The following is a 14,903-nucleotide window of genomic DNA, read 5'->3' as shown; positions in this document are numbered from 1 at the left end:
TCCGAAAAAAAGGTAACTTCTTAGAGTGACGTCTCCAGAGAAATCCCCGTTCTACATCACCACCGCAATCAGCTACCCCAATGGCGTGCCGCACATCGGCCACGCCTATGAGGTCATTGCGACTGATGCCATGGCGCGCTTCAAGCGCCTTGACGGCCATGAGGTTTTCTTCATGACCGGGACGGACGAGCACGGCCTCAAGATGCAGCAGTCCGCAGAGAAGGAAGGCCTCACGGCCAAGCAGCTCGCGGACCGCAACTCTGCCGCCTTCAAGCAGATGAGCCTGGACCTGGGCATCTCGTACGACCGTTTCATCCGCACCACGGACGCGGACCACTACACGGCCTCGCAGGCCATCTGGAAGAAGATGGAAGCCAACGGCGACATCTACCTTTCCAAGTACGAAGGCTGGTACTCGGTCCGCGACGAAGCGTATTACGTTGAGGACGACACCGTGGTGAAGGAGGACGGTCTCCGCTATTCCAAGGAAACCGACACCCTGGTTACCTGGACTGCTGAGGAAAGCTACTTCTTCCGGCTTTCCAACTACCAGGAAAAGCTCCTGGAGCTGTACGAAGCCCGCCCTGAATTCGGTGCTCCACAGTCACGTTTCAACGAGGTCATCAGCTTCGTAAAGCGTGGGCTCGAGGACCTGTCCATCAGCCGCACAACCTTTGACTGGGGCGTTCCGGTCCCGGGTGACGAAAAGCACGTCATGTACGTGTGGGTCGACGCCCTGACCAACTACCTGACCGGCGTGGGTTACCCCGACGTGGAGTCCGAGTCCTTCAGGAAGTTCTGGCCGGCCGATGTACACGTGATCGGCAAGGACATTTCGCGCTTCCACGCTATCTACTGGCCTGCGTTCCTGATGAGCGCCGGACTGGAACTGCCCGAGCGCGTCATGATCCACGGCTTCCTCACCAACAACGGTGTGAAGATGTCCAAGTCCCTCGGCAATGTTGTTGCTCCCCAGGACTTCGTGGCGCAGTACGGACTGGACCAGTGCCGGTACTTCTTCCTCCGTGAGGTTCCGTTCGGCGCTGACGGCAACTACAACCACGAGGCCATCGTCGGCCGCATGAACGCGGACCTCGCCAACAACTTCGGCAACCTTGCCCAGCGTTCCTTGTCCATGGTGTCGAAGAACTGCGACGGCAAGGTTCCGCAGCCCGGCGCGTTCACGTCCGAGGACGAAGCGCTCCTGGAGCAGGCCGGTGCGTTGCTGGAGACTGCCCGGAGTGCCTTCGAAAAGCAGGAGTTCAGCCGGGCTCTCGAAGCCATCTGGACTGTTTTGGGCGATACAAACGCCTACTTCGCCGAACAGGCTCCGTGGGTACTGCGCAAGACGGACATCGAGCGCATGAACACGGTCCTGTACGTCACGTTGGAGGTCGTCCGGATCGTGGCGATCCTCGCCCAACCGGTCATGCCGACGTCGTCCGCGAAGCTCCTTGACGTCCTCGGCCAGCCCGAAGGCGAGGCGCGCCTCTTTGCCGCCATCGCGACGCCGCTGGCGGCGGGCACCGAGCTGCCTGCGCCGGCACCGGTGTTCCCGCGTTACGAGGAGCCGGCCGAGGCATAAACCCTCGATCAGCTACCAGCCTTAAATAAGAAACGCTCCCGCACTTTCTCCCGGTACAACCGGGGAAAGTGCGGGAGCGTTTCCCGTTCACGTGCAATGAGCCGGAGCGACTACGCCGTGGCCAGTCCTTCGACCGGCGACAGCCGGGCCGCGCGCCGGGCAGGTATCACTGACGCCAGGAGACCGGCCACCACCGCGACAGCGAAGACCGCCGTCAACTGAAGCCATGGCACCGTCGGTATCACGGTGGCCACGCCGCCCAGGGTGGCCTGCGCGCCAAGCCAGCCGTACACGATCCCCATACCTGCACCCATGATGGCGGCGACGCCGGCGACGAGCACTGCCTCGATCGCCAACATCCCGCGCAGCTGGCCCGTCGTCAGGCCCAGGGCACGCAGCAGCGAGTTCTCCCGGGTCCGTTCCAGGACTGAGAGGGACAAGGTGTTGGCGACACCGATCAAGGCGATCACCACCGCAACCCCGAGGAGCCCTGTCACCACCAGCAGAAGGACATCGATGATGCTGTTGAAGGTGACCCGCTCGATCGCGGCACCACTGACGGTCCGTTCATGGACACCCAGTGCCGTAGCTATCTCCTTCTGCAGGGCCTGGACCCGGTCCCCGGATACGGAATCGTCCAGTTTCACCCAGACCATGCCCGGTACCCCGGCCAGGGGACCGGAGCCTACGCTGGAGGACTCCACGAACGCCGGGACGTGGCGGGTACGCAGGACCTTGGCGTCGAGGGTGACCTGGCCGCCCGCCGTCGACAACGTAGCTGGTCCTCCCGGCGAGTCTTCCGGCAGGTAGACAGTGCCGGGGCTTGGCTTCAGATGGTTGTCCCGCAGGACAGAAGCGGCATCGGCTGCTGACAGGCCGTAAACGGTGGTTCCGCCGGAGGCGTCGTCCTGGATGGCGCCTACCGGCTGAAGCAGGACCGCAGAGCTGACGCCATCGAGCCCCTTGATCCGGGAGACAGCCTGTGCGGGGTCGCCGGAACCGCTGCCTTCCGTCGCTGTCTGCGCGGAAAGATCCACCGGATAGTTCTCCGCCAAGGTGTCGTTGAACGCTTGGCGGGACGTTGCTGCGCCGGTCATCATGAGGGAGACCAGCGTGACGCCGATCAACAGCGCCGCCGCCGTTGCCGAGGTACGTGCCGGGTTGCGGGTGGCATTCACCGCCGCGAGCTTGCCTGGAACACCGGCCGGTGCCGCCAGACGGCCGGCAAGGGCAACCACCGTGGGTATGAACAGCGTGGAGCACAGCAGGATGCCCACAAAGGACGCGGCGCCACCCAGCAAGGCCACGCCAAGCACCACATTGATGCTGCCGTACACCAGCAGCGCAGCGCCACCAAGCAAAGCTGCCAGGCCCACGAAAAGCCTGACCTTGCCGCGACGGTTCCGGACGGAGGCGTCATCGGCCGGCCGCAGCGCTGCAAGAGGGGCGACGGCGGTGGCCGCCTTCGCCGGGACCAGCGCCGCCACCACGGTCAGCAGCGTTCCGGCCACCAAACCGGCAATGATGGCCGACGGCGGCACGGCCAACGTGGCGAATGCCTGCTCAGGCTGGGACCTGGCCCAGGCAATCAGGGCGGTCATCAGGCCAATCGCAGCGAGGACGCCCAGCACCGAGGAGATGAAGCCGACAACAAGGGCTTCAAGCATCACCGAGCCACGGATCTGTCCCCGTCCGGCGCCGAGGCAACGCAGGAGCGCGAGCTCCCTGGTCCGCTGGGCCACCAGCACGGAGAACGTATTCGCCACCACCAACGTAGAGACCAGGATGGCAATGCCGGCGAAGGCAAGGAGGACGATCGTCAGCTGGTCCTGACCAGCGCTCAGCATCGCCACCGTCGAGGTCACCTTCTCCTGCGCGGTCTCAAGCACCGGCTCCACCGCTCCTGCGGCTTCCATCCGGTGGGCGATGTACTCCTTGGCCGACGAAACATCCTCACCTGGTTTGAGGGCGAACTGCAGCCCGGAGAAACCAGCGCCCGCGTCCTGCACCGCATTAAGGACGGACTCGGAGGCAACAAGCTGCGCCGCTGAAGAGGAGAAGGGGTCGTTGGTGGCCTGGAGCAGGCCTGAAATGGTGACCTTCGCGTTCTTGACCGGACCACCGCCCTGCAACACCAGCGTGCTGCCAACCGCCAGGCCAAGGTGCCCGGCGGTCTTGACGTCGATCGCTGCCTCCAAGGCGTTGGCGGGCATGGACCCGGAACTGATCACAGCACCTTCCAGGGACGCTGGTGCCAGGTTCCGCAGGCGCCCGTACTGCTCGCCGCCACCGGCCTGGAACGTCACGTAGGTGGACCGCTCGGCGTAGCTGGCCTCCACGGCCGGGGCGGACGCCGCAGCATCCACGGCAGCCTGGGTGAAGGGCTCGCCGTTCTTGGACGTGGCAACGAGATCTGCGTTGCGGTAAGCCTCCCCGATGCTTGCGCCCAGGGAGGCATTGGTACTGGCGCCGACCATGAGCGTTGAGGACAGGAACATCACGGACAACATGACGGCAAGTCCGATGGCGATGAACCGCCGGAAATGCGTCGTCAACTGCGAAAGGGCAACACGCAACATGCCTCAGGCCCCCAGCTTGCCGAGGGCCGTCAGGACGGAGTCCGCCGTGGGCTGGTGGATCTCGCCCACCAGGCCGCCGTCGCTCATCAACACCACCCGGTCCGCGTAGCTGGCCGCCACAGGATCATGGGTGACCATGATGATGGTCTGGCCCATCTCCTGGCTGCTCCGGCGCAGCAGGGCAAGGACCTCACCGCCCGCCTTGGAGTCCAGGTTGCCCGTAGGCTCGTCGCCGAACACGACGTCGGGCCGCGTCAGCAGTGCCCGGGCTACTGCCACACGCTGCTGCTGGCCGCCGGACAGCTCATGGGGACGGTGCTTCAACCTGTCCTTCAACCCAAGGGTGCCAACAACGGTTTCCAGCCACCCGGCGTCGGCCGTTGTCCCTGCCAAGGCGAGCGGAAGCGTGATGTTCTGCTCGGCCGTCAAGGTGGGCACCAGATTGAAGGCCTGGAAAACGAAACCGATCCGCTCGCGGCGAAGCGCCGTGAGCTGCCGGTCATTGAGTCCGGTGAGCTCCGTTCCGCCCAGGACGATCCTGCCGGAATCGGCTGTATCGAGCCCCGCCAGGCAGTGCATAAGCGTGGATTTGCCGGAGCCCGACGGGCCCATGATGGCCGTGAACTTCCCGGCGTCGAAGCTCACCGAGACTTCGTTCAAGGCCGTCACGCTGGTATCGGCGCGGCCGTAGCTCTTGGTCAGCTTGAAAGCCTCGACGGCGGGACGCGCCTGGGCGGCGTCCGATCCTTCGGGGCGACCGGTTCCGTGGGGATGGGGGAGAGGCGTGAAAGTCGTCATGGTTCCACGCTATGGTCCGGCCCCTGCCTGCGGGATCGGGCTGTGGGCCCATTACCGCCGGGCCGTGCTCATACCGTGGTCTGAGCCTAGGTCCCCGGAGACACAACCCCGGTCTCGTAGGCGATGACCACTACCTGCACCCGGTCCCGGGCTCCCAGCTTGGCCAGAATGTGCCCCACATGGGTCTTCACCGTAGCTTCCGAAAGGAACAGCCCAGCTGCGATCTCGGGATTGGACTGTCCCTGCGCAATGAGCTGGAACACCTCGCGCTCGCGGTTCGTGAGGGACTCGACGGCGGCCGCGTGCTCGCTCTGCTCGGGCGTCTGGGTCCTGAGCAGGGGTGCCACGTGGTCCAGCAAGCGGCGGGTGGTGGAGGGCGCGATGACCGCGTCCCCCCGGTAAACGGTGCGGATGGCTTCGAGGAGTTCTTCCGGCGGTGCATCCTTCAGGAGGAACCCGCTGGCGCCGGCCTGGATGGCGGCCAGCGCGTATTCATCGAGGTCGAAGGTTGTGAGGACGACGATCTTGACCTCTGCGCGTTGCGAACCCCGGGGTTGCGATGCTGCCTGCTCCAGGATGCGGCGGGTGGCTTCAATGCCGTCCATCCCGGGCATGCGGACATCCATAAGGACCACGTCCGCGGCGGTGGCGCTGAGCGCTTGGAGGGCCTCAATGCCGTTGCCTGCTTCGGCGACCACGTCGAGGTCCGGCTGCGAATTGATGAGCATGCCAAGGCCCGAACGGACCAGTTGCTGGTCATCGACGAGTGCGACCCGGATGGGTGCGGGGAGTTCAGGCATTGCTCAGGCCTCCGAATAGGGAATGAAAGCGGACACACGAAAACCGCCGCCTTGTACGGGGCCGGCCGTCAATGAACCATCGTAGAGCGAGACCCGCTCTCCCATTCCGCGCAGCCCGTTTCCGCCGCCTGCCGCCGGCGGATCGGCAGCGGCGCCCCGGCCGTCGTCGACGATGTCCAGTTGGAGGCCGCGGCCTTGCCAGGTCAGCGTCACATTCGCGGTGGCCTTGGGGCCGGCGTGCTTCATGACGTTCGTGAGGGATTCCTGGATGATGCGGTAGGCAGTGAGTTCGGCTCCCGCAGGAAGGGACCTCCGCGGGGTGCCCACCTGCTCGAAGCCCACCTGGAGGGAAGCCGCCCGGAAGCCCAGGAGCAGTTCGTCCAGATCCGAGAGCCGGGGTTGCGGACGTGTGGGGGAGTCCTCGTCCGAGCGCAGGATGCCCAGGAGCCTCCGCATTTCGCCCAGCGAGTCCCGTCCCGTGGCGGCGATGGTGGCCAGTGCCTCGGTGGCAAGTTCCGGTTTGGCTGCAGCAGCGTACCGTGCCCCGTCCGCCTGCGTGATGATCACGGACAGCGAGTGCGCCACGATGTCGTGCATCTCCCGGGCAATGTGGGAGCGTTCGTCGGCGGCGGCCAGTTTCCGCTCCTGCAACTGCTCTACTTCCATTCGGCGGGTGCGGTCCTCGAGGGCTTGCAGCTGGAGCCTGCGGACTCGGGTGAGGTCACCGAGGGTCCAGCTCACGAGGACAAGCATCCAGATCAGCACTGTGTACAGGGCGCCGATGGTGAGGCCCATGATGCCCGACTCCACACCCGTGGAGTATTCCCGCGATGTGAGCATCACGCCGCCGACCAGGCCGGCCACCAGCACGGTGCGGCTCGCCCAGGCCGGACCGTACGCTGCGGTCGCGTAGATGACCAGCGGGACAGCTATCTGGCCGGCCACCGGCTCGGCACCCACCGCCCACTGGATGAGGCACACCAGAATGACGACGCCGGCCGCAACCGCCGGGCGGGTGCGTCGCCAGGCGAGGGGCAACAGCAGGCTGCAGGAGAGCAGGAACAGCCAGGGGCGGTCAGCAAGGAGGTACACGGGGCCGAAGAGCAGGATCAGGATGCACGTTGCTGTCAGATCAACTGCAAAACGGTTGATGCGGAACCATTCGTATACTGCGTGCCTTCTATCCACGGTAAGACTCTATGTGCTGGGCCGGGGCTGGGCATCATGCCAGGGTCTGAGCCCGTTCACTGCCGAATGTTCGAGGAGTGAGACGATTTTGACCAGCATGTGGATTGCTTGGCTAGATAGACGTATGAGTGCATCGTCCATCAACCTCGCTGTCATCCCCGGCGACGGCATTGGCCCTGAGGTCATCGCCGAAGCCGTCAAGGTTCTCGAAAAAGCCGTAGCCGCCGAAGGCGTGGCTCTTGAGCAGACCCACTACAAGCTCGGTGCCCAGCACTGGCTTGAGTCGGGCGAGACCCTGCCTGACGAGGTTCTTGAAGATCTCCGCACGCGTGATGCCATCCTCTTCGGTGCCGTGGGCGCAGCGCCCGGCGATACCCGAATTCCCTCCGGAATCATCGAACGCGAAATGCTCCTGAAGTTGCGCTTCAGCCTTGACCACTTTGTGAACCTGCGTCCGTCGCGGCTCTATGGAACGGTCGGCAGCCCCTTGGCGAACCCCGGGACGATTGATTTCATTGTCGTCCGTGAAGGAACCGAAGGGCCCTACGTGGGCAACGGCGGGACTTTGCGCGGGGGCACTCCCCACGAAGTTGCCACTGAGGTTTCCCTTAACACCGCCCACGGCGTGGAGCGCGTAGTCCGCGATGCCTTCCGCCGGGCCAGCGAGCGTCCGCGCAAGCACGTTACGCTCGTCCACAAGCACAACGTCCTGGTCTTCGCCGGACACCTGTGGAAGCGGACCGTCGAGGCCGTGGCACAGGAATTCCCCGACGTCACCCACGATTACCTGCACATCGACGCGGCCACCATTTTCATGGTGACTGAACCTTCGCGCTTCGATGTGATCGTCACCGACAACCTCTTCGGCGACATCCTCACCGACCTCGCTGCTGCCGTCACCGGCGGTATCGGCCTGGCGGCATCGGGGAACATCAACATGGACCGCACGGCACCGTCCATGTTCGAACCCGTACATGGCTCAGCTCCGGACATCGCCGGCCAGCAGAAAGCCGATCCAACCGCGGCCATCCTCTCCGCAGTGCTCCTTCTGGACCACCTTGGCTACACCACGGCGGCCCGCAAGATCGAAGCGGCAGTTATTGCCGACGTCGAGAACCGCGATGGAAAGCCGCGCAGCACAGCTGCCATTGGCGACGCCATTGCGGCCGCACTTTAGGCCCATTACTCAGGCGTAAGCTTGTCTTGAATTATTTATCTGCTTCCCTGGTCCATCGCTGAACCACACCCTTTGGGGGCCCGGTTCGCCATGCCAGGTAGCTGACTGTGGAGGAAACATGACTCAGACTGCCCATGGCGTCGAATTCAGCCAGCAGCTCTCGGAAAACCCGAAGTCTGCTGAGGAGCGTGCAGCCATCCTGGCGAACCCGGGATTTGGCGACTACTTCACCGACCACACCGCCGTCGTCGACTACAAAGTTGACGCCGATGGCAATGGCGGTTGGCAGAATGCCCGGATCGAGCCCTACGGCCCCATCTCCCTGGACCCCTCGGCTGCTGTCCTGCACTACGGCCAGGAAATCTTTGAGGGCCTGAAGGCCTACCGCCACGCCGATGGTTCCGTATGGACCTTCCGGCCCGAAGCCAACGCGGCACGACTGAACAAGTCCGCCCGCCGCCTGGCTCTCCCCGAGCTGCCTGAAGAGTACTTCCTGGGTGCCATCCGCGAACTCGTACAGGCGGACCAGCAGTGGGTTCCGTCCGGAGACGGCGAAGCACTCTACCTGCGTCCGTTCATGATCGCCACCGAGGCCTTCCTCGGCGTCAGGGCTGCACGCGAGGTGTCCTTCCGCGTCATCGCATCTCCCGCCGGCAACTACTTCGGCGGCGAGCTCAAGCCGGTCTCCATCTGGATCTCCCGCGAGTACGCCCGCGCCGGCCGCGGTGGAACCGGTGCCGCCAAGTGCGGTGGCAACTACGCCGCGTCCCTGATCGCACAGCAGGAAGCCGAAGCGAACGGCTGCAAGCAGGTCCTGTTCCTGGACCACTTCAATGACGACGCCGTGGAAGAACTCGGCGGCATGAACGTCTTCTTCGTCATGAAGGACGGCTCCCTGGTGACTCCCGCTCTGAGCGGCACCATCCTCGAGGGCGTCACGCGCATGTCCGTCATCCAGGTCGCCCGGGACATGGGCCGCGAGGTCACCGAGCGGAAGATCACCCTGGACGAGTGGCGCGATGGAGTAGCATCCGGCGAGATCACCGAAGTTTTTGCCTGCGGTACAGCCGCGGTGATCACTCCGATCGGTGTCCTCAAGGATGCGACCGAGTCCATCGGCGCCGAGGACGCAAAGGCCGGGGAAACCACCATGGCCATTCGCGGGAAGCTCCTCGGAATCCAGACCGGAACTGTAGAGGACACGCACGGCTGGCTGACCCGGCTGGTCTGATCCTCAGGATTTCCTGGGACAAATGAAACGCACGACGGCGGTCCTGCCCTTGGTTTACAAGCGGCAGGGCCGCCGTTCTGCTTCCCGGACGCCTGCTCACATCCCGCGTGCTTCCTTCCGACGCTTCCTCACATCCCGCGTGTTTCCTTCCGACGCTTCCGCACATCCCGCGTGCTTCCCATCGACGCTTCCTCACGTTCCGCATGCTTCCCATCGACGCTTGCTCACATCCATCCCGGCTGCTTCCTTCCGACGCTTCTTCACGTTCCGCGTGTTTGAGCTGGTCGCTTCTTCACGTTCCGGGTGTTTGAGCTGGTCGCTTCTTCACGTTCCGGGTGTTTGAGCTGGTCGCTTCTTCACGTTCCGGGTGTTTGAGCTGGTCGCTTCTTCACGTTCCGGGTGTTTGAGCTGGTCGCTTCTTCACGTTCCGGGTGTTTGAGCTGGTCGCTTCTTCACGTTCCGGGTGTTTGAGCTGGTCGCTTCTTCACGTTCCGGGTGTTTGAGCTGGTCGCTTCTTCACGTTCCGGGTGTTTGAGCTGGTCGCTTCTTCACGTTCCGGGTGTTTGAGCTGGTCGCTTTCACGTTCCGCGTGTTTGAGCTGGTCGCTTCTTCACGTTCCGCGTGTTTGAGCTGGTCGCTTCTTCACATCCCGCGTGTTTGAGCTGGTCGCTTCCTCACATCCCGCGTGTTTGAGCTGGTCGCTTCCCCACATCCCGCGTGTTTGAGCTGGGTGTGATCTGGGTTTGACCGAATCACCGGGAGTCTGATGCTGCCCGCTTGTCGGTGAGTCGCGAGGCCCGACGTCGACGTCGGCACCCAGGCTGGGTGCCGACGTCTGGGCTTTCGCTCTTGTGCGGCTGAGGGTTTGGTTGAAGGGGGTGGGGTGTGAGGGAGGGTTTGGTTGAAGGGGGTGGGGTGTGATGGAGGGTTGGGTTGAAGGGGGTGGGGTGTGATGGAGGGTTGGGTTGAAGGGGGTGGGGTGTGATGGAGGGTTGGGTTGAAGGGGGTGGGGTGTGATGGAGGGTTGGGTTGAAGGGCGCGGGATGTGATGGAGGGTCAGGAGGATGCCAAGATGGGACTGTGACTCCTGAACCAATGGCGACTCCAGACCACGCGCCCACGGGCGGCTCCTCCTTGCAGCGAAGCAGCGCACTGACACGCTTCCGGCTTGCACCCAACCCCGGCCCGATGAGCCTGGACGGCACCAACTCATACGTCATCGGCGCTCCTGGTTCGGGCACATCAGCCGTTGTGGACCCGGGCCCCCAGGATGAACAACACTTGGCCGAACTGGCAGCAGCCGGCCGGGTGGAGTTGATCCTGATAACCCATCGCCACGCCGACCACACTGAGGCATCCGCGCGTTTTCATGAGCTGACGGGCGCTCCGGTGCGGGCGATGTCCCCGGAATACTGCCATGGCGGCGAGCCTCTCCGGCACGGTGAGGTCATCAACGCGGGGGGCGTGGAAATCCGTGTGCTGGCAACGCCCGGCCATACCTCGGATTCGGTGTGTTTCCATCTCCCCGACGACGGTCCCCGAGGATCGGTCCTTACAGGCGACACCATTCTGGGCCGGGGCACCACTGTGTTGGACTACCCGGATGGCCGGCTGGGGGACTACCTTGCCAGCTTGGATAAGCTTCAGGCCCTCGGCGGGGCAACACTGCTCCCCGCCCACGGCCCTGTTCTTCCAGCACTGGACGGGAAGTGCCGCGAATACCGTGAACATCGGCTGCAGCGTCTTGCGCAGATCAGGGCAGCCCTGGAACAGGTGGGCCAGGACGCAACGATCGCCCAGGTTACGGACGTGGTGTACGCCGACGTCGACCCCTCCGTCAGGTGGGCCGCTGAGACCTCCGTGGCCGCGCAGCTGGAATACCTTCGAAGCTAAGCCGTGACGGTAGGCTTGGGCCCATGCGTATCGCCCGGTTTGTAGTTGATTCTGATCCCCTTTACGGCGTTGTCGAAGGCGAGCCCGGCAGTGAGGAAATCACTGTCATCAACGGCGACCCCTTCTTCAACGGCGTTGAACGTACCCACGTGAAGCACAAGCTGGAGGACGTGCGGCTCCTTGCCCCCATCATTCCCCGCAGCAAGGTCATTGGCGTGGGCAGGAACTTCGCAGAACACGCTGCGGAACTCGGCAATGAAGTGCCGCAGCAGCCGCTGCTTTTCCTCAAGCCGAACACCTCTGTGATCGGCCCGAACGATCCCATCATCCTCCCCGAGTTCTCCGAGGAAGTCTCGTTCGAGGCTGAGCTGTGCGTCGTCATTGGCCGCATCTGCAAGGACGTTCCCGAGGACCGCGCGGATGACGTCATCTTCGGCTACACCTGCGGCAACGACCTCACTGCCCGCGATGTCCAGAAAACGGACCTCCAGTGGGCCCGCGCCAAGGGCTTCGATACCTCCGCGCCGCTGGGACCGTGGATCGAAACCGAATTGGATCATGAGGACCTCTCCATCCAGGGGCGCCTCAATGGTGAGCTCCGGCAGGACGGCAGCACCAACCAAATGATCCGTGGCGTTCGTGAGCTCGTATCGATCGTTTCCCACGCGTTCACGCTTCTTCCGGGCGACGTCATCATGACCGGTACCCCGGCGGGTGTCGGTCTTGTCAGCGAAGGCGACCGTTTTGACGTCGAGATCGAAGGCATCGGACGCCTCTCCAACCCCGTCGTTCGCCGCTAGGCGAGCGGACTGAGCAAAACCACGACGGCGGTGCTTGCCTTTCGTACGAAAGGCAAGCACCGCCGTCGTGCGTCTTCGCCCGGGAAACCGAAGCAGTGGCAAGCGGTAAAGTTGGAACTACTATGACTACTGCTTCTGCGTCCACCGCTGCCTCCAGCGCCATTCCTGCCGTCAACGCCGAGACTCCGGTCCGAGTCCGTTTCTGCCCGTCACCCACAGGCACCCCGCACGTTGGCCTGATCCGCACGGCCTTGTTCAACTGGGCTTACGCGCGCCACACCGGCGGCAAGCTGATCTTCCGGATCGAGGACACCGACTCTGCCCGCGACAGCGAAGAGAGCTACCACCAGCTGCTGGATGCGCTCAAGTGGCTCGGCATCAACTGGGATGAAGGTGTGGAGGTCGGCGGCCCGCACGAACCCTACCGTCAGTCGCAGCGCGGCGACATTTACCAGGACGTCATCGCCAAGCTCAAGGCCGGCGGACACGTCTACGAGTCGTACTCCACCCCGGATGAGATCGAAGCCCGCCACCGGGCCGCAGGACGCGATCCCAAGCTGGGCTATGACGGATTCGACCGCCACCTCACGGAAGAGCAGCTCGCGCAGTTCAAGGCCGAGGGCAGGGAAGCCGTCCTGCGCCTCCGCATGCCGGACGAGGACCTGACGTTCAACGACCTGGTTCGCGGCGAGATCACGTTCAAAGCCGGTTCCGTCCCGGACTTCGCAGTGGTCCGCGCCAATGGTGCCCCGCTGTACACATTGGTGAACCCGGTGGACGACGCGCTCATGGGAATCACCCACGTCCTGCGTGGCGAGGACCTGCTGAGCTCCACCCCGCGGCAGATCGCCTTGTACCGGGCGCTGTACGCCATCGGTGTCGCCGAGTACATGCCGGAGTTCGGCCACCTGCCCTACGTCATGGGCCAGGGGAACAAGAAGCTGTCCAAGCGCGACCCCGAGTCGAGCCTGTTCCTCCACCGCGAACGCGGCTTCATTCCTGAGGGCCTGCTGAACTACCTGTCCCTTCTTGGCTGGTCCCTGAGCGCTGACGAAGACATCTTCACGGTGGAGCAGCTGGTGGCCAACTTCGACATCCACGATGTCCTTGGCAACCCTGCGCGCTTCGACATCAAGAAAGCCGAAGCCATCAACGGCACGCACGTCCGGATGCTTGCCCCCGCGGACTTCGAAGAGCGCTTGGTTCCGTACCTTCGTGCAGCCGGTTTCGTGGGGGAGATCCTTACCCCGCGCCAGGAAGAGATCCTCGCCGAGGCAGCCCCGCTGGTCCAGGAACGCATCACCCTGCTGGGAGAGGCTCCGGAGATGCTTGCCTTCCTGTTCAAGGCCGACGACGCCATCGACATTGCGGACGACGCCCGCAAGGGCCTCCCGGCCAACCTGGAGGAAGTTCTGGACGCGGCCCTCGCCGCTTTGGAACCCATCGAAGAGTGGACGGCGGAGAACATCCAGACCGCGCTCAAGCAGGCTTTGGTGGAGGACCTGGGCATCAAGCCCAGGGCTGCGTTCGGACCTGTCCGCACGGCCATCTCCGGTCGTCGTATTTCCCCGCCGCTGTTCGAGTCGATGGTGATCCTGGGCAAGGATTCCTCGTTGGCCCGCGTTCGCGCTTTCCGCGGCTAGGAGAGGCACCTGTCATGGCGATTGCAACTGCTTTCGGCGCTATCCGCGGTGTCCTGTTCGACATTGACGACACTCTGGTGGACCTGGAATACGCCATGACGACAGCTTTGCGTGACGTCAGCGAACATCTCCTGCCCGGCCTTGACCAGGCCGGGTGGGTGAAGTTCGGCCGGATCTTCACGCACGAAACAACGCATTTCTACGACCGGTACCTTGCCGGTGAGCTGACCTTCAATGAGCAGCGGCTGCTGCGGGGCAGGGCCGCCCTGGGTCACTTTGGAGTGGAACTCGACGACGGCGAGGACGCGCAAGCGTGGGTGGCCGAGTATCACCAACGCCAGACAGCGTACGTTCGCGCCTTCTCTGATGTTGAAGGTGTGCTGGACGCGCTCGATGCTGCCGGGATCCCTTACGGGGCTGTCAGCAACAACGTGCACGATTACCAGCGTGCCAAGTTGGACGGCGCCGGCCTGTCGCGGATCGGGATCCTGGTGGGGACGGACACTGTGGGTGTCGCCAAACCCAACCCGGCAATCTACCTTGAGGGCGTGCGCCTTCTCGGCACGGAACCGGGGGAGACACTCTACGTAGGCGACAACCGGCTGCTTGATGCCGATGGTGCCGACGCAGCAGGGCTGGTGGGAGTCTGGCTCAACAGGACCGGCGAAGTGGTGGAAGAGTTCACCGGGCGCCAGGTGGATTCCCTCGCGCAATTGCTGGCCAAGACCCCGACGGCCGCCTGAGTTTTCCGTGTGATGCAGGTAACGGCCCGCCGATTTGTGCAGGTGGCGAGACTCCGGTAGAGTCATTACTCGTGCTGAGGGGCACGGAGGGAAAAGCTGAGGGAAACCAAGGCAAGGAACTCCGGTCCGAAAGTCACTTTGGGATATGGTGTAATTGGCAACACTACGGTTTCTGGTACCGTCATTCTAGGTTCGAGTCCTGGTATCCCAGCTCTGAAATTCCGCGTAAATACGCGGAAAATTCGGAACCTCCGATCCGCGAAAGCGATTTGGAGCGAAGCTGAAAGTATGAAATACTCATTCAGCTTGATCGCCGGAAACGGTGACAAAAAAGTGCAAGGCCCCATCGTATAGCGGCCTAGTACGCCGCCCTCTCACGGCGGTAACGCGGGTTCGAATCCCGCTGGGGTCACAATGAATCCCCCGGAACATGTGTTCCGGGGGATTTCTTTTTGCCCATTGAGCC

General features: G+C 63.7%; 11 protein-coding genes and 2 tRNA genes. 9 read left to right on the top strand and 4 right to left on the bottom strand.

Going from position 1 to position 14,903, the window contains the following annotated elements:
• The first annotated feature begins 25 nt into the window (after positions 1-25).
• Positions 26-1,585: a methionine--tRNA ligase gene (gene metG, locus JMY29_RS11925; protein ID WP_189076840.1), complete on the top strand. Its 1,560-nt coding sequence runs from the start codon at positions 26-28 to the stop codon at positions 1,583-1,585.
• Positions 1,586-1,695: 110 nt separating this feature from the next.
• On the opposite strand, the gene JMY29_RS11920 is transcribed toward metG, so the two are convergent.
• The 4 genes from JMY29_RS11920 to JMY29_RS11905 all read right to left on the bottom strand — a co-directional run bounded on the left by JMY29_RS11920 (position 1,696) and on the right by JMY29_RS11905 (position 6,950).
• Positions 1,696-4,164 (bottom strand): ABC transporter permease, encoded by a 2,469-nt coding sequence (locus JMY29_RS11920; protein ID WP_189076841.1) that lies wholly within the window; start codon positions 4,162-4,164, stop codon positions 1,696-1,698.
• Between the two features lie 3 nt (positions 4,165-4,167).
• The gene (locus JMY29_RS11915) at positions 4,168-4,962 is read right to left on the bottom strand and encodes an ABC transporter ATP-binding protein (RefSeq protein ID WP_039241956.1); all 795 of its coding nucleotides are present in this window, start codon (positions 4,960-4,962) and stop codon (positions 4,168-4,170) included.
• Positions 4,963-5,048: 86 nt separating this feature from the next.
• Positions 5,049-5,762, bottom strand: coding sequence for a response regulator (locus JMY29_RS11910; RefSeq protein WP_018776252.1), 714 nt, complete (start codon positions 5,760-5,762; stop codon positions 5,049-5,051).
• 3 nt (positions 5,763-5,765) lie between these two features.
• A complete protein-coding gene (locus JMY29_RS11905; RefSeq protein WP_018776251.1) occupies positions 5,766-6,950 on the bottom strand; it encodes a sensor histidine kinase in 1,185 nt (394 codons plus the stop codon).
• A 124-nt stretch (positions 6,951-7,074) separates the two neighbouring features.
• Between JMY29_RS11905 and JMY29_RS11900 the strand changes: the two genes are divergently transcribed.
• The 8 genes from JMY29_RS11900 (at position 7,075) to JMY29_RS11865 (ending at position 14,849) form a co-directional block, all read left to right on the top strand.
• A complete protein-coding gene (locus JMY29_RS11900) occupies positions 7,075-8,127 on the top strand; it encodes a 3-isopropylmalate dehydrogenase (RefSeq protein WP_189076842.1) in 1,053 nt (350 codons plus the stop codon).
• A gap of 118 nt (positions 8,128-8,245) precedes the next feature.
• Positions 8,246-9,358, top strand: a complete 1,113-nt coding sequence (locus JMY29_RS11895; protein ID WP_018776249.1) for a branched-chain amino acid aminotransferase — start codon at positions 8,246-8,248, stop codon at positions 9,356-9,358.
• A gap of 1,095 nt (positions 9,359-10,453) precedes the next feature.
• On the top strand, positions 10,454-11,251 hold the full coding sequence (locus JMY29_RS11890) for an MBL fold metallo-hydrolase (protein WP_189076825.1): 798 nt from the start codon (positions 10,454-10,456) through the stop codon (positions 11,249-11,251).
• A 23-nt stretch (positions 11,252-11,274) separates the two neighbouring features.
• The gene (locus JMY29_RS11885; RefSeq protein ID WP_018776247.1) at positions 11,275-12,051 is read left to right on the top strand and encodes a fumarylacetoacetate hydrolase family protein; all 777 of its coding nucleotides are present in this window, start codon (positions 11,275-11,277) and stop codon (positions 12,049-12,051) included.
• A gap of 122 nt (positions 12,052-12,173) precedes the next feature.
• Positions 12,174-13,694 (top strand): glutamate--tRNA ligase, encoded by a 1,521-nt coding sequence (gltX, locus tag JMY29_RS11880; RefSeq protein ID WP_018776246.1) that lies wholly within the window; start codon positions 12,174-12,176, stop codon positions 13,692-13,694.
• Positions 13,695-13,708: 14 nt separating this feature from the next.
• Positions 13,709-14,437: an HAD family hydrolase gene (locus tag JMY29_RS11875; protein ID WP_189076805.1), complete on the top strand. Its 729-nt coding sequence runs from the start codon at positions 13,709-13,711 to the stop codon at positions 14,435-14,437.
• A 139-nt stretch (positions 14,438-14,576) separates the two neighbouring features.
• A tRNA-Gln gene (locus JMY29_RS11870) sits at positions 14,577-14,648 on the top strand.
• 128 nt (positions 14,649-14,776) lie between these two features.
• A tRNA-Glu gene (locus JMY29_RS11865) sits at positions 14,777-14,849 on the top strand.
• Positions 14,850-14,903: the final 54 nt, after the last annotated feature.

The sequence above is a fragment of the Paenarthrobacter nicotinovorans genome, from assembly GCF_021919345.1.
Classification (GTDB): Bacteria; Actinomycetota; Actinomycetes; order Actinomycetales; family Micrococcaceae; genus Arthrobacter; species Arthrobacter nicotinovorans.
This window is presented reverse-complemented; position numbering and strand designations above follow the sequence as displayed.

Excerpts from the sequence above, each read along its gene's own strand:
- JMY29_RS11915 (WP_039241956.1), bottom strand. The coding sequence starts at position 4,962 with ATGACGACTTTCACGCCTCTCCCCCATCCCCACGGAACCGGTCGCCCC.
- JMY29_RS11900 (WP_189076842.1), top strand. The coding sequence starts at position 7,075 with ATGAGTGCATCGTCCATCAACCTCGCTGTCATCCCCGGCGACGGCATT.
- JMY29_RS11910 (WP_018776252.1), bottom strand. The coding sequence starts at position 5,762 with ATGCCTGAACTCCCCGCACCCATCCGGGTCGCACTCGTCGATGACCAG.
- JMY29_RS11885 (WP_018776247.1), top strand. The coding sequence starts at position 11,275 with ATGCGTATCGCCCGGTTTGTAGTTGATTCTGATCCCCTTTACGGCGTT.
- JMY29_RS11890 (WP_189076825.1), top strand. The coding sequence starts at position 10,454 with ATGGCGACTCCAGACCACGCGCCCACGGGCGGCTCCTCCTTGCAGCGA.
- JMY29_RS11875 (WP_189076805.1), top strand. The coding sequence starts at position 13,709 with ATGGCGATTGCAACTGCTTTCGGCGCTATCCGCGGTGTCCTGTTCGAC.
- gltX (WP_018776246.1), top strand. The coding sequence starts at position 12,174 with ATGACTACTGCTTCTGCGTCCACCGCTGCCTCCAGCGCCATTCCTGCC.
- JMY29_RS11920 (WP_189076841.1), bottom strand. The coding sequence starts at position 4,164 with ATGTTGCGTGTTGCCCTTTCGCAGTTGACGACGCATTTCCGGCGGTTC.
- JMY29_RS11895 (WP_018776249.1), top strand. The coding sequence starts at position 8,246 with ATGACTCAGACTGCCCATGGCGTCGAATTCAGCCAGCAGCTCTCGGAA.